The 23,907-nt window shown below is 61.6% G+C and carries 21 protein-coding genes; 7 read left to right on the forward strand and 14 right to left on the reverse strand.

The annotated features are described in order from the left end of the window. Nucleotides 1-17 precede the first annotated feature (17 nt). Together AC6H4Z_RS16825 and AC6H4Z_RS16830 are read right to left on the reverse strand one after the other, a co-directional pair. On the reverse strand, nucleotides 18-362 hold the full coding sequence (locus tag AC6H4Z_RS16825) for a response regulator transcription factor (RefSeq protein WP_497543117.1): 345 nt from the start codon (nucleotides 360-362) through the stop codon (nucleotides 18-20). Nucleotides 363-434: 72 nt separating this feature from the next. Continuing rightward, the gene (locus tag AC6H4Z_RS16830; protein ID WP_497543118.1) at nucleotides 435-1,223 is read right to left on the reverse strand and encodes a hypothetical protein; all 789 of its coding nucleotides are present in this window, start codon (nucleotides 1,221-1,223) and stop codon (nucleotides 435-437) included. A gap of 77 nt (nucleotides 1,224-1,300) precedes the next feature. On the opposite strand from AC6H4Z_RS16830, the gene AC6H4Z_RS16835 reads away from it, so the two are divergent. Next, on the forward strand, nucleotides 1,301-2,716 hold the full coding sequence (locus AC6H4Z_RS16835; protein ID WP_497543119.1) for an amidohydrolase family protein: 1,416 nt from the start codon (nucleotides 1,301-1,303) through the stop codon (nucleotides 2,714-2,716). Nucleotides 2,717-2,731: 15 nt separating this feature from the next. On the opposite strand, the gene AC6H4Z_RS16840 is transcribed toward AC6H4Z_RS16835, so the two are convergent. From AC6H4Z_RS16840 to AC6H4Z_RS16855, 4 genes are all read right to left on the reverse strand, one after another. Further along, nucleotides 2,732-4,054, reverse strand: coding sequence for a hypothetical protein (locus AC6H4Z_RS16840; protein WP_497543120.1), 1,323 nt, complete (start codon nucleotides 4,052-4,054; stop codon nucleotides 2,732-2,734). Between the two features lie 120 nt (nucleotides 4,055-4,174). After that, the gene (locus tag AC6H4Z_RS16845; RefSeq protein ID WP_497543121.1) at nucleotides 4,175-5,728 is read right to left on the reverse strand and encodes an aspartate ammonia-lyase; all 1,554 of its coding nucleotides are present in this window, start codon (nucleotides 5,726-5,728) and stop codon (nucleotides 4,175-4,177) included. A 72-nt stretch (nucleotides 5,729-5,800) separates the two neighbouring features. Continuing rightward, entirely contained in the window at nucleotides 5,801-7,183 is a 1,383-nt protein-coding gene (locus tag AC6H4Z_RS16850; RefSeq protein ID WP_497543122.1) for a porin, read from the reverse strand. 2 nt (nucleotides 7,184-7,185) lie between these two features. After that, a complete protein-coding gene (locus AC6H4Z_RS16855) occupies nucleotides 7,186-8,226 on the reverse strand; it encodes a type II asparaginase (protein ID WP_497547060.1) in 1,041 nt (346 codons plus the stop codon). Between the two features lie 621 nt (nucleotides 8,227-8,847). On the opposite strand from AC6H4Z_RS16855, the gene AC6H4Z_RS16860 reads away from it, so the two are divergent. Then, nucleotides 8,848-9,957 carry an amidohydrolase family protein gene (locus AC6H4Z_RS16860; protein ID WP_497543123.1) on the forward strand — a complete coding sequence of 370 codons (1,110 nt, stop codon included), beginning with the start codon at nucleotides 8,848-8,850 and terminating at the stop codon, nucleotides 9,955-9,957. Between the two features lie 251 nt (nucleotides 9,958-10,208). Next, on the forward strand, nucleotides 10,209-11,459 hold the full coding sequence (locus AC6H4Z_RS16865) for a DcaP family trimeric outer membrane transporter (protein ID WP_497543124.1): 1,251 nt from the start codon (nucleotides 10,209-10,211) through the stop codon (nucleotides 11,457-11,459). A 37-nt stretch (nucleotides 11,460-11,496) separates the two neighbouring features. On the opposite strand, the gene AC6H4Z_RS16870 is transcribed toward AC6H4Z_RS16865, so the two are convergent. After that, entirely contained in the window at nucleotides 11,497-11,937 is a 441-nt protein-coding gene (locus AC6H4Z_RS16870; protein WP_497543125.1) for a hypothetical protein, read from the reverse strand. Nucleotides 11,938-12,375: 438 nt separating this feature from the next. On the opposite strand from AC6H4Z_RS16870, the gene glsA reads away from it, so the two are divergent. Beyond that, the gene (glsA, locus tag AC6H4Z_RS16875) at nucleotides 12,376-13,434 is read left to right on the forward strand and encodes a glutaminase A (protein WP_497543126.1); all 1,059 of its coding nucleotides are present in this window, start codon (nucleotides 12,376-12,378) and stop codon (nucleotides 13,432-13,434) included. A gap of 77 nt (nucleotides 13,435-13,511) precedes the next feature. Here the strand turns inward: glsA and AC6H4Z_RS16880 are convergent, their stop codons facing one another. After that, entirely contained in the window at nucleotides 13,512-14,828 is a 1,317-nt protein-coding gene (locus AC6H4Z_RS16880) for a hypothetical protein (RefSeq protein ID WP_497543127.1), read from the reverse strand. A gap of 223 nt (nucleotides 14,829-15,051) precedes the next feature. On the opposite strand from AC6H4Z_RS16880, the gene AC6H4Z_RS16885 reads away from it, so the two are divergent. Next, on the forward strand, nucleotides 15,052-16,989 hold the full coding sequence (locus AC6H4Z_RS16885) for a M1 family metallopeptidase (protein WP_497543128.1): 1,938 nt from the start codon (nucleotides 15,052-15,054) through the stop codon (nucleotides 16,987-16,989). Here the strand turns inward: AC6H4Z_RS16885 and AC6H4Z_RS16890 are convergent. Together AC6H4Z_RS16890 and AC6H4Z_RS16895 are read right to left on the reverse strand one after the other, a co-directional pair. Further along, nucleotides 16,952-17,719 carry a copper homeostasis protein CutC gene (locus AC6H4Z_RS16890; protein WP_497543129.1) on the reverse strand — a complete coding sequence of 256 codons (768 nt, stop codon included), beginning with the start codon at nucleotides 17,717-17,719 and terminating at the stop codon, nucleotides 16,952-16,954. The two genes, AC6H4Z_RS16885 and AC6H4Z_RS16890, sit on opposite strands and share 38 nt — an antisense overlap. Beyond that, nucleotides 17,638-18,165 (reverse strand): DUF1572 family protein, encoded by a 528-nt coding sequence (locus AC6H4Z_RS16895; protein WP_497543130.1) that lies wholly within the window; start codon nucleotides 18,163-18,165, stop codon nucleotides 17,638-17,640. The genes AC6H4Z_RS16890 and AC6H4Z_RS16895 overlap by 82 nt, the downstream gene beginning before the upstream one ends. Before the next feature lie 81 nt (nucleotides 18,166-18,246). On the opposite strand from AC6H4Z_RS16895, the gene argJ reads away from it, so the two are divergent. After that, the gene (argJ, locus tag AC6H4Z_RS16900) at nucleotides 18,247-19,413 is read left to right on the forward strand and encodes a bifunctional glutamate N-acetyltransferase/amino-acid acetyltransferase ArgJ (protein WP_497543131.1); all 1,167 of its coding nucleotides are present in this window, start codon (nucleotides 18,247-18,249) and stop codon (nucleotides 19,411-19,413) included. Here the strand turns inward: argJ and AC6H4Z_RS16905 are convergent. Genes AC6H4Z_RS16905 through AC6H4Z_RS16920 form a run of 4 tightly spaced genes read right to left on the reverse strand, consistent with a single transcriptional unit; the run spans nucleotide 19,410 to nucleotide 22,716 of the window. Next, nucleotides 19,410-19,853, reverse strand: coding sequence for a RidA family protein (locus AC6H4Z_RS16905; RefSeq protein WP_497543132.1), 444 nt, complete (start codon nucleotides 19,851-19,853; stop codon nucleotides 19,410-19,412). The genes argJ and AC6H4Z_RS16905 overlap by 4 nt on opposite strands. A 32-nt stretch (nucleotides 19,854-19,885) precedes the next feature. Continuing rightward, a complete protein-coding gene (locus AC6H4Z_RS16910; protein ID WP_497543133.1) occupies nucleotides 19,886-20,416 on the reverse strand; it encodes a DUF2911 domain-containing protein in 531 nt (176 codons plus the stop codon). 10 nt (nucleotides 20,417-20,426) lie between these two features. After that, nucleotides 20,427-21,404, reverse strand: coding sequence for an amidohydrolase family protein (locus AC6H4Z_RS16915; protein WP_497543134.1), 978 nt, complete (start codon nucleotides 21,402-21,404; stop codon nucleotides 20,427-20,429). Then, nucleotides 21,394-22,716, reverse strand: a complete 1,323-nt coding sequence (locus tag AC6H4Z_RS16920; RefSeq protein WP_497543135.1) for an APC family permease — start codon at nucleotides 22,714-22,716, stop codon at nucleotides 21,394-21,396. The genes AC6H4Z_RS16915 and AC6H4Z_RS16920 overlap by 11 nt, the downstream gene beginning before the upstream one ends. A gap of 301 nt (nucleotides 22,717-23,017) precedes the next feature. Here AC6H4Z_RS16920 and AC6H4Z_RS16925 point away from each other — a divergent pair, with 301 nt between their 5' ends. Next, a complete protein-coding gene (locus AC6H4Z_RS16925) occupies nucleotides 23,018-23,860 on the forward strand; it encodes a hypothetical protein (RefSeq protein ID WP_497543136.1) in 843 nt (280 codons plus the stop codon). Nucleotides 23,861-23,907: the final 47 nt, after the last annotated feature.

Here is a 23,907-nt window from a genome sequence, read left to right on the forward strand (position 1 = left end):
ATCGCCGGGGATTTGAATTAGTCGATGTCGGTAATGCCGTTCTCGATCGCATAGCGCACGAGCGCCGCGACCGACGACGTCGACAGCTTTTTCGCGAGATGCTCGCGATGGGTGTTCACGGTGCGAAGCGCCACGCCCAGCGCGGACGCGATCTCTTTGCTCGTCATACCAGCAGCGATCCGGGCGAGCACTTCTCGCTCGCGGGTCGTCAGCGGAATGGAAGGCGTTTGCGCGCGTTCCATTCGACTCACGAGCACGTGTGATCGCAGCGACGGAACGCCGGCGAGTGATCGTTCATGTGTTGGGAGCGGGATGTTGATCAGACAGGCTCGAGCGTCGACGTATTCGCCGACACGAGCCAACCTAGATAGGAATCCCGATAAAAACAATCGGGATTGCTGCCGATCACTCCCGCGGAGAAAAAACCGCGGATCCTACTTGGGCATGCGACCTACGCGCCGCCCCAGAATCATCTTCACCAGGTGCTTGTCGCCGCTCGCCGTGAGCGCGGAACCGACGCCGAGGTTGAACTCCCAGGCTGGCCCCAAATCCAAATTAACAGCTGCGTACAGGGAATGCTCCTGGGCCGCGATCGGTTCGAGCCGATTGATCGGTCCTGTCGCGCCATAGTACTCGAGCGCAAGGTTCACCCGCTTGGTTACGTCGAAACCCACGTTTACGTTCGGACTAAACACGAATGGCGTGGAGGCGGTGGGGCCGCGCAGCGATTTCTCCAGCGTTGGATTGAGCGATACGTACCACCGGCCCATTTCCTTGTCGATGATCGGCCGAAGCTCGTACGTCCACGTGTCTGCCGAAAAACGCGCGCGTGCGTAGCCGAACTCCTGAGAAATGCTTACGCCGACCGGCCAGCCCCAGCTCTCCGGAACCATGAACCGCGGACGGATGTGCGTACCGACCCACTGGAGTCGCTGACCGGCCGGAACCGCCATAAACCAATAGAACCCGAGCTCCGACCAATCCGTGACGCCGTGCGTGATCTCGATCGTTTCGTGCAGCGCGTGGTATGTCGGGAGTTCGCCCTCGAGCGACGTAAATCGACGACCCGCCGTCGTGTAGTTGCTATGCAGCTCGAACATCGTGACCCCACGCGGCACGGTCGCTGCCCCATAGACCTGTATCTCGTAGTTCTCCTGCGCCGCGAGTGGCATTGCGACGAGCGCGAAAACGAGGCTCGAGAGAACGTGGCGCGCGAGAGACATTGGCGAGGCGTCAGGGGAGGCGATGCGTACGAGAACTTACGAAATTTCCGCCGGCAATGTTGGAATCTGCGCGATAATTGATTGACGCATCGCGACTCGCGTCGTATATCCGCGGCGAACCAACCTTCGAGGCCAACGTCGTGCTCCGGACCCTCTGGCGAGCAACCTGTTTCATCTCCGTAGCCGTCCGCCTCTCCGCCCAGGCGCCCGTCGACTCGGGGCTGGCGCGCTACATCAACGCCATTCGAGCGATCGACAACCACGCGCATCCCATGCGTCCCGTCGTTGCCGGGGCACTGGCTGATTCGGAGTTCGACGCGCTCCCCCTCGACGGCATTCCGCCCTTCGACCCACCCAATCGTCTCAAGCCCGACGATCCAATCTGGCGCGCCGCTCAGAGCGCCCTCTTTCACATTTCCCCCAGCGCGGCTGGTGCCGCCTACCACACGTCGCTCAAGACGGCCGTAGCCAACGCCCAGCGCGACAAGGGTCAGAACTTCCCGACGTGGGTACTCGATCAGACCGGCATCGAGATCATGATGTCGAACCGCGTCGTGATGGGAGCCGGGCTGGCCGCACCACGCTTTCGATGGATTGCCTTTGTCGACCCGCTTCTGCTTCCGCTCGACACGCGCGACGAGGCGGCGCGAACGCCGGACACGAAGTCGCTGTATCCGCGTGAAGCGAAGCTTCTCAAACGATATCTAGGCGACCTCAAGGTCGCCGCCCTCCCCGCCACGCTCGACGACTACGTGCGCACCGTGGTGAATGCGACGCTCGCGCGCGAAAAGGCCAACGGTGCCGTCGGCATCAAGTTCGAGGCAGCGTACCTGCGGCCTCTCGACTTCGACGATCCTGACGTTGGTGCCGCGCAACGCACCTACGCGAAGTACGTTCGCAGCGGAACGCCGACGCGTGCCGAGTACAAGAATTTGCAGGACTATCTCTTTCGTGCGATTGCGCGCGAGGCGGGTCGTCAGAAGCTCGCGATTCAAATTCACGTGCTCGAGACATTCGGCGGATTCTACTCGCCGCGCGGCAGCGCGCCGCATTTGCTCGAACCAGCATTCAATGATTCGACGCTGCGCGCGACGAAGTTCATCATCGTGCACGGCGGTTGGCCGCATGTTGGCGAGACGCAGGGGCTAATGAGCAAGCCGAACGTCTACGCCGACATCTCGATGCTCGACGACATTCTATCGCCAACGGTGCTCGCCGGCGTGCTTCGTCAATGGCTCGGCGAGTGGCCCGACAAAGTGCTGTTCGGAAGCGACGCCTTCGACGGCGGCGCCGAGCAGGGGTGGGAGCAGGTCGCGTGGGTCGGCTCGACGACCGCGCGACGCGCGCTGGCGATCGCGCTCACCGGCATGATGCGCGACGGCGAGATCAGTCGTGACCGGGCGCAGGCACTCGCGCGCATGGTGATGAGAGAGAATGCGGCCGCGCTATACGGCCTCAATCTCTCCGCGCCATCGACACACACAACGCCGTAAGACGACGACTGGCCGCTAGAACAGAATGTCGGTGGCCAGTGAGATCGTCGTACCCGTTTGCCCGGCGGTGTAGTAACCGAAGAACGAACCGGTCGGCGACCTCACGACGTGGATGTAGTGCAGATTCAGCCGCCACGCGCGTGTGCCGTACGGGTAGTAGTCGACGCCGCCGGACAATTCCCAGGGGTGTCGCTTGAAGGCGTCGAATACGTACCCAGTCGTCACGTACGCACCGAGCGTTTTCGGGATGACCATGCGCATCGCTTGCGTCATGAACCCGCGGTCCCATACTGAGTTCAGCGGCACGGGCGCCGTCGCGAGAAAGCCGCCGAGCGAGCGAAGGTAGCCCTCGGCGACGAAGGAATTGCCGCGGTACTTCACGCCCGCGTCGAACGACAGGTATTGATAGGTGAGCCTCTCGACGGTCACCGTGTCGACGAAGGCGCCGAGCTCGAATGGATTCAGGCCGTCCGACAATCTGATCTGAGTTGCGTTCGGCGGTTGGCCAAGGGGCGCGCCTCGCCCCTCGCGACTCCGCATTACAGACGTCCCGAACTGCGTCGCGACTTTTTCATGAAACTCGAAATCCGCGAGGCCGTTGCGCGCACCGAACTCTCCGGTGGTCGGCTGCCATCGGAGATCCGCACTGTACCCAAGTGTGGGAATGTCGTTGGCCTGCGTCACGCCCAGCTCGCTGATGTTGTTCGACAGTGAGACCGTGTACGCCAATCGATGCGGCAGCTGACCCGTGATGAATGCTCCCGATGAGAATCCGCCACGGAAGAATTCCTCGGCCATCTGCCGGTCAGTTGCCGCCCAGTAGGGCCACGATCCCTGGACCGAACGTGCGGTGAGGTTTGGCGCGAGCCCGACGCCGATGATGAACGCGTCCGAAGCGCGATACTGCAGGTTGCCGAAAAGCAGCGTTTGCTGCGTCGTGGGGAGCGACCAGAGCGAGATGTTGTAGCGGAATTTCTCGTCGTAAAAGAAGCCGGTGAGCCAGACGAACGTGCGATGCCAGTTCAGGTCGTTTCTCGGATTTGCCGCACGCTTTCGTCCGAGATGATCGGTGAACGAATCCCCGACGGCATACTGATTCATGTATCGAAACAGGCCGTAGACGCTGATGTTGAGCGAGCCGCGCTTCGTGCTGATCAGCGTGAAGCCGGCTCCCGGTGCGAACTCACCGTTGAACGTGTTCGCGAATCGGTTCGACGTGTCGGGCTTTGCGGGAAGCGGATCCGCTTCCTGCGCGGCCACGCTGATCGGGGCGATCGTGAGCGCGCCGATCAGCGCGACGTAGTGAGCCAAACCAATGGCGCGACGGACACGACTCATCACAGGCTCCGCGAAATGTTAGGCGGATGATTCCTCGTCGGCGCTGGGTCCGACCATGCGACCTTCTGCCTATGAGAGACATCTTCGCGTTGCGAACACGTCCGTGTGCTGACGGCTCGACTACTTCTTCTGGTACTTGGACTTGTCCAACCCCGTGAGCTTGACCGGATCCAGCAGATCCTTGATCTGTGCCTCCGTGAGCACGTGCTTCTCACGAATGATCTGCATGATGCCCTTGCCACTTTTTTCTGCCTCGGCCGCGAGTTCAGTCGCCTTGTCGTAGCCGATGATCGGATTGAGCGCCGTAACGATGCCGATGGTCGTTTCCATGTAGTGCGCGAGCACTTTCTCATTCACGGTGATGCCATCGATGCACTTGGTGCGGAACAGCTGCGACGTGTTGTAGAGGAGGCTCTGCGATTCCATGAGCGCGAGTCCCTCGACGGGTTCATAGGCGTTGAGCTGGAGCTGTCCGCTGTGGGCAGCCAATGTCACGACGAGATCATTCCCCATCACGCGGAAGGTGACGAGGTTCATCACCTCGGGCACCACGGGGTTCACTTTTCCCGGCATGATTGAGGAACCCGGCTGTATCGCTGGGAGATCGATCTCCGACAGACCGGCGCGCGGCCCGGACGCCAGCAGAATGAGATCGCCCGAGATTTTCGAGAGCTTGATCGCAAGGCTCTTCAGCGCCGAGGAGTAGATCACGAATCCTTGTTGGTCCCAGGTGGCGGCCAACATGTCGCCCGCTGGAACGATCGGCTTTCCTGTGAGCTTGGCCAACTCCTTGGCAACGTCCTCGGGATAGCCCTTCGGCACGTTGATACCGGTGCCGATGGCGGTAGCGCCCATGTTGACGGTGTAGAGGCTCTTTTCCGCCTGTCGGATGTTCTGAATTTCCCCTTCCAGTGACGATGCAAATGCGTGGAATTCCTGTCCGACTGTCATCGGCACAGCATCCTGCATCTCGGTGCGGCCCATCTTCACGACCTCGAGATACGCGTCACCCTTCATGCGAAACGACGCCACGAGCTTTTCGAGCTCGTCGACGAGTTTGTCGTCGCGGAGGACTAGTGCAACCTTGATCGCCGTCGGATAGGAATCGTTCGTCGACTGCGACATGTTCAGATCGTCGTGCGGCTCGAGGTACTGGTATTCACCCTTCTTGTGGCCGGTCAGCTCCAATCCGATGTTGGCCAGGACCTCGTTGGCGTTCATGTTGGTCGATGTGCCGGCGCCGCCTTGGTACCAATCGACCATGAATTGATCATGGTACTTCCCGGCAAGCACGGCCTGGCTCGCTTTTTCGATCGCGGCAAGGCGATCCGGTTTCATCGCACCGACCTCGGTGTTGGCTCTCGCGGCCGCGAGCTTGACCATTGCCCACGCCTCGACGAACCCCGGATAGTGATTGATCGCTACGCCGGAAAGTTTGAAATTCTCTAACGCTCGCAGCGTCTGAATGCCGTAGTACGCGTCGCCGGGGACCTGTTTCTCGCCGAGCAGATCCTTCTCCACCCGCGGCGGCACCAGGCTTCCGTTTGCGGTTTGCTGAGCCCACGCCCGAGCGACCGGAAGCGTCGCCATGAGCCCGAGCCCAATCACCGGTGCGTGCCACCAGCGTCGCGGCAAGACGGAACGGAACTGCGGCGCGAATCGTTGTGTCGTCATCATGCTATTCTCCCGCGTGGCCGAGACGGCTCGACGGTCATCTCGTGAATTACATAAACTGGAATGAGCGATTTACAACTGCAGCTGCAGCCGGTATTGGAAGAACTGCGTCGTGCCCGTCGTCCCGAATCGCGTGAGCCTGCCAGAGCCGTACTCGACTTGCACCCGCACGTTGTTCGACAGGTACCAGTTCACGCCCGGCGTGACGCGCCAGAACGTTCCGCCCTTCAGGGTACCGCTGTTCAGGTCGATGTTCGACAACCGGAACAGCCACTCGACGGCGCCGGTACCGCCGTCGAAAACGGACCGTTTGGGACTCACGGCGGTGAACACGCTCCCGGGCGCGATGTACCGACGCATCTCGCCGGTCATCACCCAAGTCACGAACGCGTCGCCACCGCTGAAGACGGGGTTGTCCGACTCCGGCGACGTTGCTCGCTGCAGGTAGTATTCGGTGCCGTACAGCCAGGGCCCTGTGCGACCGTAAAGCTCAATCCCTCCGAACTGGACGGAGGTCGCTGGAAACTTGCCCGTGTTGATGAAGAGCGGCGCTTCGAACGCCTCGGGCTTCGACTTCAGCTGCAGCGTGTCGTGGGTCGGGCTGCCGAACTGAAACGCCAGTGCAGCGTGAAAGAGACTGCCTGCGGTGTCGGCTGTCGTGTTCACGTAGCCGATACGCCCCGCCACCTGCTTGGAGAAATAGGAAAACGATTCGCCCTTCGATAGCCAGTCAGTGAACCCACCGAGATTCCAAATCAGGTGGTACTTCGGCACGTAGCCTTGCCATCGGATGCCGTCTGCTAGCAGCGGAATGGCGGCATCCGAGAAGGTGAAGCGTTCCATCGTCCAGCCGTCGTAACCGCTCATGACGCGGTTCAGACTCGGCCCCTCTTTGGTCCGTCCGACCCAGAAGTTGCTGTAGATCTCCGGAACAGCGATCAGGAATCCGCTTTGGCGAATGAACCATTTGTGAAGGGCCCAGTCGTACATGATCCCGGTGGACCAGTTGACACTTCGCTTCGTCGCCAGCTCTCCCGAAATGAGGAATCGCGAATCGCGGATCCTGCCGACGAGTGGCAGTTCGCCTGAATCACTCGTCGCCGCCGTTCGAGCGCTGCTCGACGCGGAGACGCTGCGGCGTGCCGACGGCAAGCGCGAGTCAGCCGGGTCGTCCGGCGCCGGGTCCGGCGCCGGAGCGCCCATCTTCGTGACTTGTATGCGACTGTTGGCGTTCTGACTGAACGACGCCATCTCCGGGAGGATGGCCCCGCCGACGCGGAAGGTGGTCCACGGTGTCTGCAGCTCGTTGACGTGGAGCATTTTCCACCGATGCGTCGCGCGATCCGCTGTCTTCCCGGACGCCGGAATGATGGCGCTGTCCTGCTGTGCGGCCGCCACGCTCGGCAGCAGCAGCGACAGCATCACCGCTGTGAGCGCTAGTCGCCATCGCAGCACTCTCAGTACTCGTCGAAGTAGCGCTGAATCGTCGCGAGATCCGTCGTCTTCAGCAACGCGAGACGAAGGAGCACGCGCGCTTTCTGCGGGTTCTTGGAAAGCGAGGCGACTAGGTGCAGGCTGTCATCCTTCACTTCGACGTTGCGACCAACCTCTCCGGTAGCGACGCGCGTCGAGCGAACACCGACCACGCCCTTCTTCACTTGACCCTCCAGGGCCTTGAGTGCGCTGCCCGTCATGTTGCCGTTGCCGACACCCGCGATGACCAGCCCCTTCGCACCAGCACCCCCGGCCGCATTGATCAACACGCCGTCCATGTTTTCCGTCGCCATGATGACGTCGACGCGCGGAAGAACGGTGTTCTTGTCGACCGAGAATTCCGAGTTCACGGTATTCTTACCGACCGGCCCACGGAACCACTCGATCTCGCCGTAATTCACGGTGCCAAGAAGTCCGGAGAGCGGCGACATGAAGGTCTGCACCGCCGTCGTGCTCGTCTTGGTGAGCGACGACGCCCCGTGAATCCAATCATTCACGACGACCATCACGCCATGGCCCGGCGCGTCCTTATTGGCGGCAACGGCAACGGCGTTGAAGAAATTCAGCGGACCGTCGGCCGACAGAGCCGTCGACGGACGCATCGAGGCCGTCAAGACAACCGGCTTCTTGGACTTGATCACCAGATTCAGGAAGTACGCGGTCTCTTCGATCGTATCGGTACCGTGCGTGATGACCACGCCCGCCACGTCCGGCATCGCGAGAAGCTCGTTGACCCGCGTGGCAAGTTTGATCCACACCGTGTCGTTCATGTCCTGCGAACCGATATTGGAGATCTGTTCGCCTTTTAGCCGCGCCAGCTTCTTCGCCTCGGGAACCGCTGCGAGCAACTCCTGCACGCCGACCTGCCCGCTCGAGTAGCCAGCCGTCACGTTGCTCTTGGCCGCGCCGGCGATGGTACCGCCGGTGGCGAGAACGACGACTGTGGGGAGCGACATCGTATCGACGGCAAGTGTTCCACCGGCGCTTCCGCCTTGGGCTTGCATACTTGTCGCGGTGACCAGCAAGAATGCTGCGGCGATCAGTTCTCTGTTTTTCATATGCAGTCCTCGGCGAGACATCACATTCAAGGGTGTGCCAACGGAGCTAGCCACCCGAATCCGTGAGCGCAGTAGGATTCAGGATTTCATCGATCTGTTCGTCGATCAGGATGTGCCCTCTCGAACGCGCTCGAGATAGCCGAGGACATCCGTTCGGTCGTTCGTTCCGCTTCGCCGTGTCGCTCGACGCAGCTGCTGTGAACGCGCCAAGCCATCAGTGGCCGCCGAGGGTGGGCTCGGGTCTCTCGCACGCTTGCGGAGGGTGGCGATTACTCGCAGAACGTAGGCGAGCGCTCTGGCCCCAGCACGTGGCCATTGGTCTCACACGCACGCGGCAATAGGTACGGCAACGCGTCGCGAGACGGCGCGGCAACGTCGCGTTCTCTTGGTATAGACCAACGTCCAATGCTGGCGCTCAGGCGCGCCCGATACCGTTCGCCGTTCAGAGAACGCTCAATACGCTCGGGCGACGATCACCCGCCGCGTGACCACGATAGCCTCAGTCGGTCGTACGATGCGACGCGGCATTGTGGCCCCAACTCCGTGGCGCCGCAGGACGTCAACATGATGCCGCGCTTGACCCGCCTCCTCGGTCTGACCTTCTCCGCCCTTAGTGTCTTCGCCGGGATGGCCACGGCGCAGAGTGGTGCGGACTTCAACGACAGCCACTTTCACCTCACCAACTATATCCAACGCGGGCCAGACGCATCCGCGTTTCTGAAAATCATGGGCGCGCGCGTCGGCCGTTCGACGCTATTTGGCATTCCGCTTCAACAGACGTGGGCGTACGGCAACTCTGGTACGTACGCGCCGACGTACTATCTCGAGACGGACGCGGCGCTGTACTACTACTCGTTCACCGACGCGTTCATCGCGATGCAGTACCGAGCACTACCAAAGGACGTTCAGGCGCGCTTCGACCCAATGATCACCGGATTCAATCCGGCGGACATGTACGCGGCCGACCACATTCGCCGCGTGCTGACGGTCTTTCCGGGCGTGTTCTCCGGCATTGGCGAATTCTCGATCCATAAGGAATTCGTCTCCTCGAAGGTGGCGGGCGAGGTCGCAAGCCTCACGAACCCGGCGCTCGATAGCATTCTCAAGTTCGCGGGCGAAGCCGGGCTCGTCGTACTGATACACAACGACATCGATCGCCCGTTTGCAAAAGCCGGCGAAGAACCGATCTATCTCACGCAGATGAAGGCGCTGCTCAAGCGCCACCCGCAGACGACGATCATCTGGGCGCACATGGGGCTCGGCCGCGTCGTCCATCCGGCGCAGCATCAAGGAACCGGCGGCGCCGAGCGGCCGGATCGCGATCCGAAACAAGTCGAGATCGTCGAAAGCATCCTCGCCGATCCTGCTTACAAGAATGTGTATTTCGATATCTCGTGGGACGAGGTCGCGAAATACATCGTGGCCACACCGCAGACGGTCAAGGCGGCGGCCGACGTAATCAACAGGTTCCCCGATCGATTCCTATTCGGTACGGACGTGGTCGCGCCGACCGATCCGAAGATGTACTTCGCCATATTCGAGATGTACGCGCCGCTCTGGAAGGCACTGACGCCTGAGGCCAGCGAGAAGGTCCGCAAAGGCAACTATGCGCGCCTCTTCGACGAAGGACGGCGCAGGGTGAGGGCATGGGAGGCCTCTCACGGAGCCGGTCGCTAAAGCACGAGGCTGATTGGACGCCAACAAGCGATACAACATTCTCTTATTGCGGCCGTGGACCAACTGCCAATGTCCGGCGCCGTGGCACGGTAGTACAGTCCCTTCTCACGCTCATCTGCGCATCGCTGGCACGTCCGCCTTACAGACGACACGGGCAGCCTCAGTCGCAGACCGCAAGCGCGGTCAGAATGCACCGGGTTTCTTCGACCACTGGAGACGGCGCGCCGGAGTGGACAGCGCGCGAGGCAAGAATGACTAAACACACTATGTTTGGCGCGTGGATGGCGAGCGTGGCGCTCGCCGTGACTGTCGGTCACGCGGATGCGCAGGGTCAGGGTCGCGCCACGCAGAAGAAGGACACGCTTCCAACCATCGAGATCTACGGATTCGCCCAGGGCGATCTCGGACACGATTTCAAGACGAACGATCAGAACTGGTTCGATGTGAACCGCCCATCGAAGCTGCCGTCGTTCCAGGACGAGTTCGGAGGTTTCCAACGCACCTGGCTCAGTCCGCGCCAATCGCGCTTCGGCGTGAAGGCCACCACTCCGACGCAGTTCGGCGACGTCCACGTGCGGTTCGAGTTCGACTTCTTCGGCGTCGGCGTCGACGCCGGCCAGACGACGATTCGTCTTCGCTACGCCTACGGCCAGTGGGGTCGCTTCGGCGCTGGTCAGTTGCCGAGTCAGTTCATGGACAACGATGTGTTTCCCAACGTCCTCGACTACTGGGGACCGAACGGGATGCTGTTCTTCCGTAACACGCAAGTGTTCTGGCAGGTGGTCGCCGATTCGACCAACGAGCTGACATTCGCACTCGAGCGCCCCGGCGCGAGCGGCGATGCGGGGCGCTTCTCCGATCGCATCGAGCTCCAAAATGTTCTCGCCCGTTTTCCCGCTCCAGACATCACCGCCGGCTACCGGCGCAACTTTGGGAAATGGGGACACGCGAAGCTGTCGGGCATCGTCCGCTGGATGCGCTGGGACGACGTGCTACCGGACACGTTCAATCTCTCCGGCGGCGCGACAGGCTGGGGTGTGGCCCTCGGCGGCAACCTCAACGTGACCGAGCGCGACGTGTTACGGTTGCAAGCCAACGGCGGTCGCGGCATCGAGAACTATTACAACGATGCGCCGATCGATGTCGGGCCCGTGTTCAACTTCAGCGATCGCTTCCGCCCGGTACTTGGTCGTGCGCTGCCCATTTGGGGCATGATGGCGTACTACGAACACACCTGGGATAAGGAAAAGCGGTGGGTGAACACGATCGGATACTCGCGCGTCAACGTCGATAACAGCAACGCGCAACTGCCCGAGGCGTTTCGCATCGGGCAGTATGGCGGACTTACGCTACTCCACTATCCCACGAAGAACGTGATGCTCGGTGCGGAATTCCAGTGGGGATATCGCCACAACTTCGAGGGCGACTGGCGGTTCAACGACTACCGCATTCAAACATCGTTCAAATACAGCTACGGACATTCGTTCGGCGGAGGAAAGTAGGATCCACGCGGGATCGTCAGCGGCGACTACGACCGAGTCATCGGTCGTAGACCGCCGATTGTCCACGGAGTGACGTCGACAGACGATTGTCGCCCAGGATGCCCGTAAAGGTCCGCCCACAATCCGATGTCGCGAGTTCGACGAAGGTGAGGGTATCGTGCGCGGCGGTGAACGTTCCTCGGCAGATCACCTTGCGTGTTTCTGTGGGTGCCGAACCGATGTCGTCGCTGAGTCGAAATTCGACGATCTCTACGAAGGCGTTGTTCGACCCAATCGCGAACGCGCCAGACACGACCTCGACCGCCAGTGGCGGACCAATGGTATCGAGGACGATCGTGGGCAGCTCGCGGCCGTTGACGGTCTGGAGGAAGAAGGTACCGACACGAGTGCCCGGGGTGACGATCACGTCGTTGTTGCTGTCGTCGCATGCTGCGAGACAGAGCGAGCCGAGTAAGAGCGTAAGCGCTGCGATGCGCATTGTGTCTCCATGAGGCGAACGAAAGCGCGCGCGAGCCGATCCCCGCGAACCGTTCGCCGGGGTAGTCGGGCTGCGCGGGGACAGCGCACGAAGCCGACGGACGAACGCGTTCCACCGCCAGCGGCGTGCTTCATCATGAGAAAGGAAATTCCGCGCCGCGCATCGATTCGCACGCCCGTTGGCCATGACTCGGCCGAGCAAACCCATGAACAACATCCGCCCGCACTATCGGTGTATGAGATCGCTCATTCAACAACCTTCTTACTATCCTGGCGCAAGGAGGGGCTAAGGTACGTGCTTTGCGCGGGTGACCGCCCAACACAACAGCAGACGCGAGCACACAGGGGTGCGCGGACGAGGCGCGTCTTCACTACCGAGGATTCCCGCGTTCCGCTTCTCTCGAGTACAGCTACCCAACGCAGTTCGGAGGATCGCGCAATGACCAAGAGCATTCGCATAACCCGCCTTACGGCCGCGATCGTATTTCTGGCGGTCTGCTCACCGATGCCCGTTCACGCACAGCAAACGCGTACGGCCGCCGGCCGACTCGCCGATCCTGCGTCTGCCGCGGCAGCGGTGAACGCGGCATTCGCGAAGTACAAGAGCCTGCAGGAGGGAAAGAACGCCGACTACATCCCGGCGCTCGCCAAGGTCGACCCCAATCTGTACGGCATCGTTCTCGTCACAGTCGACGGAAAGGTCTACACGGCGGGTGACATAAAGACCGAGGTCTCGATTCAATCGATCTCAAAAGTCTTCACGATGGCGCGGGTCGTTCAGGACTCCGGTCCGATGGCGATTCAGAAAAATATGGGCGTCGACGCGACGGGTCAGGCGTTCAACTCCATCGTTGCGATCGAGCAGCACAAGGGAAGCGAGATGAATCCGCTCGTCAACGCCGGCGCGATCACCGCAACGAGCATGGTCGGCGGCGGAACTCCGGACGCGATCTGGGCAAAGATCCTCGGTACCTACGAAGACTTTGCCGGACGTAAACTCGCCGTGCTGAACGATGTCTACCAATCCGAAGCAGCGACCAATCAGCGCAATCGTGCGATCGGCATGTTGATGTACGCCTACGGACACATCAAGGGCGATCCGTTGCAAGCGACCGATCTATACACGCGTCAGTGCTCTGTCGGCGTCAACGCGCTCGACCTTGCAACGATGGCGGCGACGCTCGCCAACGGCGGCAAGAATCCGGTGACGGGTAAGCAGGCGGTTTCGGTCGAGAACGTTCCGCCGATTCTCTCCGTGATGGCAACCGCTGGCTTGTATGATGACTCTGGCAAGTGGCTGTACGCGACGGGCCTGCCGGGCAAGAGCGGCGTAGGCGGCGGTCTGATCGCGGTATCGCCGGGCAAGTTTGGCATCGCCGTCATTTCGCCACCGCTCGATTCCGCTGGCAACAGCGTGCGCGGACAGAAGGCGATTACTGATATTTCCGCTGCACTCGACGGCAACCCGCTCATGGCAATGCCGCGCAGCAAGCCCTGATCGGCAAATCCGACGGGTACAATGACAAAGGGGCGAGCGGACGATTCGTCCGCTCGCCCCTCGTTTCGATGCTCCAGTCAGAAGTTCACTTCGAAGCTCGAGTACATCACAACGCCCTTTCCGCCAACGGGGTATGGCAACGACAGTCCGCCGACGGGCGAGTGTCGCAGCCAAAGCAGCTCGTTGTTCCATCGTACGCCACGACTGGGAAACGGAAACAGGTTTGCGCCAAAGCGTGCGTCCCACGGATCGCCGTACTGTCCGACGACCTTGGAGTGCGACGCGTAGAGTTGAAGTCGCTTCTGGATCGCCATCGCCGACGCCTGCACCTGGAAGCCGTGGTCCCATAGCGTGCGAAGCCCTGCAGTGCCGGGGCCGACGAAGTCGTCGACGCCGCGCCAGTAATGTTCACCCTCGAGCGCGAAGCCGCGGTACTTGAGCCCAGCGTCCGCCGAGCCCATTCGATAGCGCGCATCGGTCACGCGGATGCCCGGCCCAAAAAGGTCCGGTGTGAAGATGATGCTGCCGTCCGACAGGCGGATTTGCACGTTCTCGAACTGATCGGTGTTCAACTGGCCCTGAAAGTTCTCGTTGCTCCGTGTGTAATGAGCTCCGATTCGGGTCGCCAGCTTTCTATGATTCTCATAGTCGCCAAACCCGCCTTGCGGCCCGTACTCGCCGGTCGTCGGCATCCACACGAGTACGCTCGAAACCGTGTTGAGTCGCTTGTCCAACTGTCCGGCGTCGACACCAAGCTGGCTCAGATTGTTGCCGAGCATGATCTGATAGGCGAAGCGTTGGATGTTGCCGCTGGCCCAAATCCCCATCGTGTATGACGGCCGGAAAAACTCGTCGGCAATCAGGCGGTTATCCACCGTGAGCCACAGAGGGAAGTTGCCTTCCGTCGCGCGCACTCCGGGTAGCGCGTTGATACCGCCGCCAAGCGCAAACTGCTTGCTGAAGTTGTATGTCAGGTTGCCGCCCACGACGACTTGAGCACCGAGCCCCTGGTTTGTATTCGAGGTCCACGTATAGGCGAAGTAGCGAAACTTCGGATCGAGGAACCAGCCGAGGAACTGGAGGTTCACCTTCTGGAATTGGATGTCCTGGCGAAGACGAACGTCGCGCTGGATGCCAAAACCGTCGGTGTACTTCTCGTCCAGGCCCAGCTGATCCAGGTACCGAACGTACGCGTAGAGCTTGAAGTTGACGTCGCCGTATTCGGTATTGGCGATTTTGAATCCCTTGAGCGGCGTGTAGCTGCCGAATAGAGAATCGTTCCTCGCGCGCGTAGTGTCTTTGAGAGCAACCTGTGCACAGATGACTGGGGCGAGGGCTGCTCCGGCAAGCGTGACGACAATGCACCGGCGTAGCAGTGTTGCTAGATCTCTCATGGGCACTCCGCTGCGAGCGAACGCGTACCCGCTGACTACGCCATCGTTGCGAGCACGGCACGAACCGCGAACGCTGGCGACTTCGAGCGCGCGCGGCGATTGGACGTTTGACGTAGAGTCTCCCCCCGTACGCGGTTGACCGGCGAGCGGAACGACTGGCATCGGATGCCCAGCGGCGCTAACGTCTCGTTCGCCTCAGTGCACCCAAACCGAAACGATCACGATGCGATTTGTCGCGCCAACACGGTCGCTGGCCCTAGTCCTTTCCCTGCTTTCGGCCGCGGCTTTGCCAGCACAGAGCCGACCGAGCGTCGCCGACAGCTCGCATTTCCGCCCACTCGACCTCGCGGGACCAAACGAGTATCGCTCGGGCTCCGGACGCCCCGGACCGAAATACTGGCAGCAGCGCGTCGATTACCGCATTCGGGCGACACTCGACCCCGAGAAGAACGAAATCCGCGGCAGCGAGACGATTCACTACGTGAACCACTCGCCCGATTCCCTGCCCTACCTCTGGCTGTACGTCGAGCAGAACATCTGCGAGCCGAACAGCGTGACCAACGTCCTCAATCAACCGCCGCTCGTCTTCCTCGGCACGAGCTTCGATTTTTCCTGCCAGGGCTTCAACAGCGCGCCCAGGATGGAGTCGCTGAAGATTGCGGGACGTGACGCGAAGCGAACGAGATTCGGCACGACGATGCGCGTCGATCTGGAGACTCCGCTCGCACCCGGCGCGTCGCTCGACCTCGAGGCGGTGTGGCATTTCAATGTGCCGCAGCAGGGTGCTGGGCGCATGGGACACGACGGTCCGTTGTACGAAATCGCGCAGTGGTATCCGCGCATGGCAGTGTACGACGACGTGAAGGGATGGAATCACGAGCCGTACATCGGCGCCGGAGAGTTCTACCTCGAGTACGGCAATTTCGACGTGACACTCACCGTCCCGTTCGGCCACATCGTGGCAGCGACGGGTGAGTTGTCAAATCCGGAGCAGGTGCTGACAGCGACGCAGCGGCAGAGACTGGCGCTGGCGCGAAAGTCCGATACGACGATCGCAATCATTCGCGCGGACGAAGTCGGGAAACTCGGCCTGATCCGCCCGGCCACCGCCGGCGCGAAGCCGGCAACGCTCGCGTGGCACTACACGGCGAAAAACGTTCGCGACTTCGCCTTTGCCGCGGGCCCGGAGTTTCGCTGGGACGCCAGCGGCTATTCTGGAATCCTCATCGAGTCGTTGTATCGGCCGAAAGCCGATAAATGGCCGGAGGTCAACCGGATGGGTCGCGAGGCGATCAAATACTACAGCGAGCAGTGGTTCAAATACCCGTACTCACACGCAACGACGATCGAAGGGCCTATCGAAGGCATGGAATATCCCATGCTCACCTTCACGCCGAACAGCCCGACGCGTGAAGACCAGCAATGGGTCATCGCACACGAATTCGGTCACGAGTGGTTCCCGATGGTCGTCGGGTCGAACGAACGCCTCTATCCGTGGATGGATGAGGGCTTCAACACGTTCATCGATCTGGCGAACGCGGCGAAGTATTTCGCCGGCACACCATACGGCGACACCATCGAAGTGCATCCGCTGCACCTGAACGCGGAGCATGCTCTCGCCGGGAACGAACAGCCGCTCATCACCAAGCCGGTCGAAGTGCGCGATCTCTTCTGGGGCGGTTACCAGAAGCCAGCGCTCATGATGCAGATGCTACGGTATGAAGTGCTCGGCAAGGATCGCTTCGACGCTGCGTTCCGCGAGTACATCCGCACCTGGGCGTACAAGCATCCGACGCCGGCTGATTTCTTCCGACTGATGCGCGATCAGTCAGGAATGGAGCTCGACTGGTTCTGGCGAGACTGGATCTTCACGACCGCTCGGCTCGATCAGGCAGTCGATTCTGTGTCACGCGGTAGCGACGGCGTGACGAGCGTGGTGCTCAGCAATCGCGGCACCATGGTGATGCCGGCCGAGTTGGCCATCACCTTTGACGACGGCGCCATATCGACGGTGAAGCTCCCGGTCGAGATGTGGAACCTCGGCGACCGATTCACCTACCGAATCCCAGGTACCAAGGGCGTTCGCGCGGTCGACGTCGATCCGCGGCGCGCCCTGCCTGACATCAACCGCGCGAATAATCGGTGGACGCGCGGCCCCTGACGGCCAGCGCGTCGACGATGCCGCGAATGCGCTGAGGATCGAGCTCGCAGCGCGCGTGCACCTCGTGCACGCCGCTGTGCTGCACGAGTTTCGCGACATTCTCGCCGCGAACCGTGCCGCCGGGCATGATTGAAATCCGCCCGTCGGCCTGCTCCATCAGAGCCTTGATCGTATCCGCGCCTTCCAGCGCCGCGCCGGGCCCGCCACCGGTGAGAACGCGCGACACGCCGGAATCGATCAGCGCATCGAGCGCCAAGGCCGGATCGGTGGCGTGGTCGAAGGCGCGATGCACCGTGACCGGCGTTCCCTCGGCGCGTTTGACGAGCTCGCGTGTGTGGCGGGCGTCGATCGTGCCGTCTTCGTTGATCAGGCCAATCACCACGACGTCGGCGCCAAGCTCGCGGACGGTGTCCATGTCGCGGCGCATCGACTCGATTTCGTGCCTGTTGAACACGAACGAACCGCCGCGTGGCCTAACCATCATTGCTACGGGAATCCGAACGCGCCGCTTCACCTCGGCGATGAGCTCGCGGTTCGGCGTCGTGCCACCAACGTCGAGCGCATCGCACAGTTCGAGGCGATCGGCGCCACCCTGCTCTGCTGCGAGCGCCTCCTCGATTGACCCGACGCACGCTTCGACCAGCACCTTCACTGTGCCGGCCGTCGTTCGAGCGTTGGGTTCTGGTTGTACTGCTGCGACTGCCCCTTGGGAATGCTGATCCACTTCCATTCGTGGCTCGCAAGGATGCGCGACAGCAGGATGATTTGCCCGACGTGCATCGATACGTGAGTGACGGAGCGCGCGAGCGCGGCATGCACGGTAAGCTCGTGATTCCGGATCGTCACGATGCGCTCGAGATCATCGTCGGTCAGCCTTCCGACCTCCGATTCGACCACGCCCCAACCGGTCTTCCAGGCGTCATCGACCTCGGCCCGGGTAAACCGACCTTCGGCGAATTCGTCGTCGCGATTCCGCCAGGGCTTCTCTCCGTCGGCAGTCAAGAAGTCGGTGAAGCGGGACACCAGGTTACCGCCCATATGCCGCACGATCATGGCAATCGAGTTGCCATTCGGGGCTACGACGCGATTGAGCGCCTCGTCCGACACCTGCGCCATCGCTTTCTCGCCGCTCAGGCGATACCGCTCGTACTCGCCGATAAAGTCTTTGACGAACATGATGGCCTCCCCCTCGATGTGGGTGCTCCTCTATCTTCACCCCTTCCTGATGTTTCGCGCAACACGTACTCGGCCCCCACCATGCGGTTTCACGATCAACCGGTTTTCCCGCGCGGCTTTCGTTGCGCGAGTCGGAATTGCGGGCTCAAGCCCGTCGCCAAGGATCTCGCACTCTTCGCGAGCGACGTCGAGGCGAATGCTGCTGCAATGTTCACGCGCAACCAATTTCCTGGTGCGCCTGTAGTCCTCGGCCGACAGACGATTCGCGATCGGCGACTCCGTGCGATCGTCGTCAACAGCAAAGTCAGCAACGTTGCGACTGGGGCGAAAGGGCTCGATAACGCCGCGCGCATGGCCGCGGCCGCGGCGGCCGAGGTTGGCACTACGCCGAATCGCGTGCTCGTGAGCTCGACGGGCGTGATCGGCGTCCCGCTACCGATCGACATCATCGAGCGCGGAATCCATGGAATGTCGGGCGATCTGCAGGACAATCCGCTCGTTGGCGCGGAAGGGATCATGACGACCGACACCTACGCCAAGGCGCTTTCGGTGAGCGTGGGCAACGCGACAATCACATGGGTCGCAAAAGGCTCAGGAATGATCGAGCCGAACATGGCGACGATGCTGGCCTATATCTTCACCGACGCCGCCATCGAGGCGGATGATCTCGACACGCTGCTGCGTGACGCGGTGAATGTCTCGTTCAACATGCTGTCCGTCGACAGCGATACGAGCACGTCGGATACCTGCGTGATTCTAGCGAACGGCCTCGCCGGCGCTGTCGATCGTCCGGCGTTCGCCGAGGCGTTGCGGGCGGGTTGTATTCGCATGACGGAAATGCTCGCGCGCGATGGCGAAGGGGCCAAGCACCTCATTCGTGCGACGGTGCACAACGCCGCGAACGACGCGGAGGCCAAACGCATCGCCAAGGCATTGATCAACTCGCCATTGATCAAGACGATGGTGCACGGCGCAGATCCAAACGTTGGCCGGCTCCTCATGGCCGTGGGCAAGTGCTTCGACTGCGACATTCGCACTGATCGCACCGACGCATCGATCAACGGCTTTCCGGTGGTGCGCGGTGGCGAGCGTCTAACGTTCGACGACGCCACCGTGCGCGACAGCCTCAAGACGGAGATCGTAGATCTCGAAGTCTCCGTCGGCGCGGGAAGTTCGAGCGCTACGGCCTATGGCTGCGACCTAACCGCGGGATACATCGAAGAAAACGCGGCGTACTACTCCAGCTAATTCGTCACCGCGATGCACTCGATTTCCATGCGCGCGTTCAGTGCGAGGCCGGTCGAGCCGAAGGCACTGCGCGCCGGGAAGTGATTGCGGAAGTACGTTGCATAGATCTCGTTCATGGCTGGCCATTCCTTCATGTCGGCCATGAACACCGTGCACTTCACGATGCGGTCGAGCGATGAATTGCTCTTCTGCAACACGTCCTTGATGTTGTTCAGCGCCTGACGCGCCTCGGCCTGAATGCCGCCAGGTACGAGCTTGCCCGACGTGTCCGTGCCGATCTGCCCGGCGAGATAGATCCAGTTGCCAACGCGTACCGCGGGCGAGAACGGGTTGCGCGGGGCGCCGTACGGCGTGAGGTATTCGGGATCCGGTGCCGACTGAACCACGCGCGTGCAGCTGCACAGAGCGGCAGCAGCCAAAAGGACGAGCAATTTCCGCATTGTCTTCGTTCGAGGTGGGAGTTGGTGCGCCGTTATTTGACGGCGTGAATCGACAGCGGCACGACGGTCGTTCCCCAGTGCAGCTCGAGCCGAGCGGAATCGCCATCCGCCATTGGGAACGCGAACATTAGCGATTCAACGTGATCGCCGTGCGTGGGCGTGGCGCGAACGCGAAGGACGTCGCGCCCATCAGGATAGTTCTTGTGAAACACCTCGGCGACGCTGTTGAAAATCACGGTCCACGACGCCGAATCAGGAATCGCCCACATGCTGTACGTACCGGCGGCGAGCTTGGAGCCGTTCACTTCAATGGCGTTCGATAGCGTGATGCGCGCGGCGCTATCGGCGCTCGGGGTCCAGACCTGTCCCCAGGGCACGAGCGCGCCGAAGAGCGCGCGCCCGCGGGCCACGGGTCGCCGATAGACTACCTCGATCCGCGTGCCCACGATCGACTGCGAGACGGTGCCAAGTTGGCTCCGCAGGTTGCCCTGCCCTCGCGCAGTTACGGGCGTTGCAGCGAGCAACGCCAGGCCGACCGTAGCGATGAACCGGTAAACGCGCATCGAGACGTTATTAGAGTTTGTATAACAGACGCGCGTTCTCGCCGCGAATCTTCTTGCGTTCCGCTTCCGATACGTTCACCGCGGCGATGCTCGATTTCATTTTCGACAGGCTGCCGATCTGATGTGGGTAATCGCTGGCAGCCATGACGTGATCGGCACCGGCGAAGTCCACGGCAAGGCGCACTGCGGCCGGATCGAAGTTCACGCCGTCATAGTAGAACTCGCGCAGATACTCCGTTGGCTTCCGCGAAATGTCAACGCGACAGTCCGGAAACGCTTCCCAACCACGATCTAGACGCTCGGCGAGATACGGGATCGCGCCGCCGAGGTGGCCGAGGACGAACTTGATGTTCGGGTAGCGCTCGGGGATACCGGCGTAGACGAGCTTCGCCGCGGCGAGCGTGGTATCGGCGAGGAATCCAACCAACGGCATGAGCCAGTAGTCGGTCATCGCTTCGACACCGACGGGATCCGTCGGATGGATGTGCAGGATTGCGCCAAGCCGGTCGGCTTCCGCGTACAACGGATGAAAGCGTGCGTCCGCGAGTGCCACGCCGTTCACATTGCTGAACAGCATCGCTCCCGGCATTCCGAGCTCGGTCACCGCGCGCGTGAGCTCCGTGACCGATGCGGCGGGATCATTCAGCGGCAACGTGGCGAGCGACGAAAAACGGGGCGCGCGCTCGCTGACAATCTTGGCAAACGCGTTGTTCACGAGCTGCGCGAAGCGGACCGCACGTTCGGGCGGTTCGACGTGTGTGCCAGGCGTCGTGAACGTCAGCACCTGCGTGTCGACTCCGTGCTCTTCCATCACCTCGTGGCGGTAGCCGATATCCCGATGACCGCGCACGGCAACATTGTAGTCACCGGGATAGTGCAGACACGGATTCCCTTCGTCGTCGATCGTGAGCTTGACGGCGCTGTCCCCTGCCTTGAGCGCGTCGAGATATTCGGGCGGATAGAAGTGATTGTGAACGTCAATCAGCATGTTGAGCCGTGGAGAGTGAGGGGTTACGAAGCCAGATGAAGTAGATGGGAAGGCCGACCAACACGAGCAGCAATCCGATCAGGCTTTCGTTCACGTCGTGCACGATCTGATTGATAACGATGTAGGCTGACGACAGGATAAAAACGATCGGGACGATCGGATATCCCCAAACGCGGTACGCCGGTGCGTACGACGGGCGCCCGCGAAGACGCATCAGCCCGACCGCCATGAGCGCGAAGAAGATCCATTCGGTGTACACGACCCGAGTGAAGAGCGCACGATACGTCCCCGTGGACACGAGCACAATCGCCCAGACGCCCTGAAGAAGGATTGCGCGATGTGGCGTGCGGAAACGGGGATGAATCGCTGCGGCCCAGTTGAAGAGCAGACGGTCCCGCGCCATCGCGAGATAGGCGCGTGGTCCGGAGAGAATGACACCATTCAGCGCTCCGAAGGTCGAGAGCGCGACAACCGCCGACATCATCGCGGCTCCGCCATGCCCAAGGACCGCGTCGGCTGCGTCGGCCGCGACGCGAGTGGACGACGCAATCTTGTCGGGACGAAGCACGTGGAAGTACGCCGCGTTGAGCGCGATGTAACAGCCGGTAACGATCAACACTCCGGTAACCAGCGCCCGCGGAATGGTTCGTTCCGGATCACGCGTCTCCTCGGCGGCATATGTCACCATGTGCCAGCCGCCGAACGCAAACAGCCCCGCGATGATCGCGATCGGGAATTGAGAGAACGTGAATGCCTGGGCGGTTGCAGAGGTCGGGGGAACCCCAAGCGTCTCGTGCGGACCTAGCGCGAAGGCGAGAGCAATGATCACGACAACCGCCGCGACCTTGACGATCGTCAGCGTGGTTTGGACCAGGCTTCCCTGCCGCACGCCAATGTAGTTGACGCCGGTCAGCGCAATGACCGCGCCGACTGCAAAGAGCCGCATTCCCGTATCGCCAACGGGAAAGAAGAACGCGGCATACCGAGCGAACACCATGGCGATGACCGCAATGATGCCGGTGTGCATGGTCCAGAACATCGCCCAGCCCCACAGGAAGCCGACGGCCGGCGAAAACGCTTCGCGAAGAAAGACGTACACGCCACCTGCGTGCGGATACGCCGATGCCAACTCCGCGGCGATGAGCGCACCGAACAGCGTGAGAATTCCTGAGACGATCCAAACGGAATACACTCCGCCGACCGTAGGCACCGCGCCCGTGATGACGGACGGCTGCACAAAGATCGACGCGCCGATGATAATACCGACGACGAGCGCAGTCGCGTGCAGTGGAGTGATCGATCGTGAGAGCATATCGCCGGAAACGTGCGACCGGCCACGGCGACGTGCTAGAGGCGGGCGCGTCCGTCCCACGCATCGGACGCGGCATTGTCCAGCGTTGCGGACAGTTTCGAGACACGAAGTGTGTCGTTCGTCACTTTGTGCCGGCTCGTTTTCGGCGAACCCAACCTCGCAACCGCCGATGGATCGGGCATTTGCGACGCACCAGTCCGGGCGGCACACGCGCAGGCCAAAACCGGCACAACCGCTGCTTTTCCTTGTGGCCGAAGCATCGATCGTGATGGACGCGATCGGCTCACCAAGGAGCGGTGTTATGACAATGTTTCGTTGGATTCGGCAGTCGGTTCCTTTCGCGACAGTAGCGGTGGTCGCTGCGGCGCCAATGGCGATGGCGCAGTTCGGCAGACAGGCGCCGAGTCAGGGACGCGAACTCTTCGAGTGGACTGGCTCCGTCGACCGCGAGAAGCAGATCGTGATGCGCGGCGGCCAAGTCTGGACGAACGACATCGGCCGCACGGAGCCGCGCGCTGAACGCGCGAGAACGTTCTCGTCGATCCCGCGTCAAGACGGCCACGTTGTGGTTCGGCTGGTCGACGGCCGAGGCGACGTCGACGTGATCGAACAGCCGACGGCGCGCAATAACTATCAAACGGTCGTGCGCGTGGTCGATTCGCGAAGCGGTTCCGACAACTATCGTCTCGCGGCGTATTGGGAGGACAACGGCTACTCGAATAGCGGCGCGGTGTACCCACGCGATCGCGACGGTTACCCCAATCGCGATCGTGACGACGACAACTATCCCAACCGCGGTCGCGATCGGAACGGGCAGAATGGACAGTACGGCCAGAACGGACAGTACGGCAGCGTGATGCACTGGAGCGGGAACGTCGACGACGAGCTGGAGATTCGTCTGCAGAACGGACGCATCGAATACCGCACGGTTCACGGCGCGCAGCCGACGAGCATCCGCGCAACGAATGGCAATGCGTCAATGCCGCGGTCGAACGCGCAGATGATGGTGACGCAGAATCAGGGACGCGGCTCGGTGTCGGTGATTCAGCAGCCGAGTTCATGGAATGGCTACACGACCGTGATTCGCGTGAAGGATCAGCAGGGCGGCTACGGCTACTACGATTTCGATCTGACCTGGCAGTAGCGATATGCGGCGTGTCGTGAGTGGGGACGGGTGAGGCGGACGGGTGG

Source organism: Leucogemmata humicola, assembly GCF_055379415.1.

Bases quoted from the DNA above. Each gene is read 5' to 3' on its own strand.
- AC6H4Z_RS16890 (WP_497543129.1), bottom strand. From the start codon at position 17,719: ATGGAAGTGGATCAGCATTCCCAAGGGGCAGTCGCAGCAGTACAACCA.
- AC6H4Z_RS16865 (WP_497543124.1), top strand. From the start codon at position 10,209: ATGACTAAACACACTATGTTTGGCGCGTGGATGGCGAGCGTGGCGCTC.
- argJ (WP_497543131.1), top strand. From the start codon at position 18,247: ATGCGGTTTCACGATCAACCGGTTTTCCCGCGCGGCTTTCGTTGCGCG.
- AC6H4Z_RS16885 (WP_497543128.1), top strand. From the start codon at position 15,052: ATGCGATTTGTCGCGCCAACACGGTCGCTGGCCCTAGTCCTTTCCCTG.
- AC6H4Z_RS16880 (WP_497543127.1), bottom strand. From the start codon at position 14,828: ATGAGAGATCTAGCAACACTGCTACGCCGGTGCATTGTCGTCACGCTT.
- AC6H4Z_RS16845 (WP_497543121.1), bottom strand. From the start codon at position 5,728: ATGACGACACAACGATTCGCGCCGCAGTTCCGTTCCGTCTTGCCGCGA.
- AC6H4Z_RS16895 (WP_497543130.1), bottom strand. From the start codon at position 18,165: ATGTTCGTCAAAGACTTTATCGGCGAGTACGAGCGGTATCGCCTGAGC.
- AC6H4Z_RS16905 (WP_497543132.1), bottom strand. From the start codon at position 19,853: ATGCGGAAATTGCTCGTCCTTTTGGCTGCTGCCGCTCTGTGCAGCTGC.
- AC6H4Z_RS16840 (WP_497543120.1), bottom strand. From the start codon at position 4,054: ATGAGTCGTGTCCGTCGCGCCATTGGTTTGGCTCACTACGTCGCGCTG.
- AC6H4Z_RS16855 (WP_497547060.1), bottom strand. From the start codon at position 8,226: ATGCAAGCCCAAGGCGGAAGCGCCGGTGGAACACTTGCCGTCGATACG.
- AC6H4Z_RS16860 (WP_497543123.1), top strand. From the start codon at position 8,848: ATGCCGCGCTTGACCCGCCTCCTCGGTCTGACCTTCTCCGCCCTTAGT.
- AC6H4Z_RS16910 (WP_497543133.1), bottom strand. From the start codon at position 20,416: ATGCGCGTTTACCGGTTCATCGCTACGGTCGGCCTGGCGTTGCTCGCT.
- glsA (WP_497543126.1), top strand. From the start codon at position 12,376: ATGACCAAGAGCATTCGCATAACCCGCCTTACGGCCGCGATCGTATTT.
- AC6H4Z_RS16920 (WP_497543135.1), bottom strand. From the start codon at position 22,716: ATGCTCTCACGATCGATCACTCCACTGCACGCGACTGCGCTCGTCGTC.
- AC6H4Z_RS16870 (WP_497543125.1), bottom strand. From the start codon at position 11,937: ATGCGCATCGCAGCGCTTACGCTCTTACTCGGCTCGCTCTGTCTCGCA.
- AC6H4Z_RS16925 (WP_497543136.1), top strand. From the start codon at position 23,018: ATGACAATGTTTCGTTGGATTCGGCAGTCGGTTCCTTTCGCGACAGTA.
- AC6H4Z_RS16830 (WP_497543118.1), bottom strand. From the start codon at position 1,223: ATGTCTCTCGCGCGCCACGTTCTCTCGAGCCTCGTTTTCGCGCTCGTC.
- AC6H4Z_RS16915 (WP_497543134.1), bottom strand. From the start codon at position 21,404: ATGCTGATTGACGTTCACAATCACTTCTATCCGCCCGAATATCTCGAC.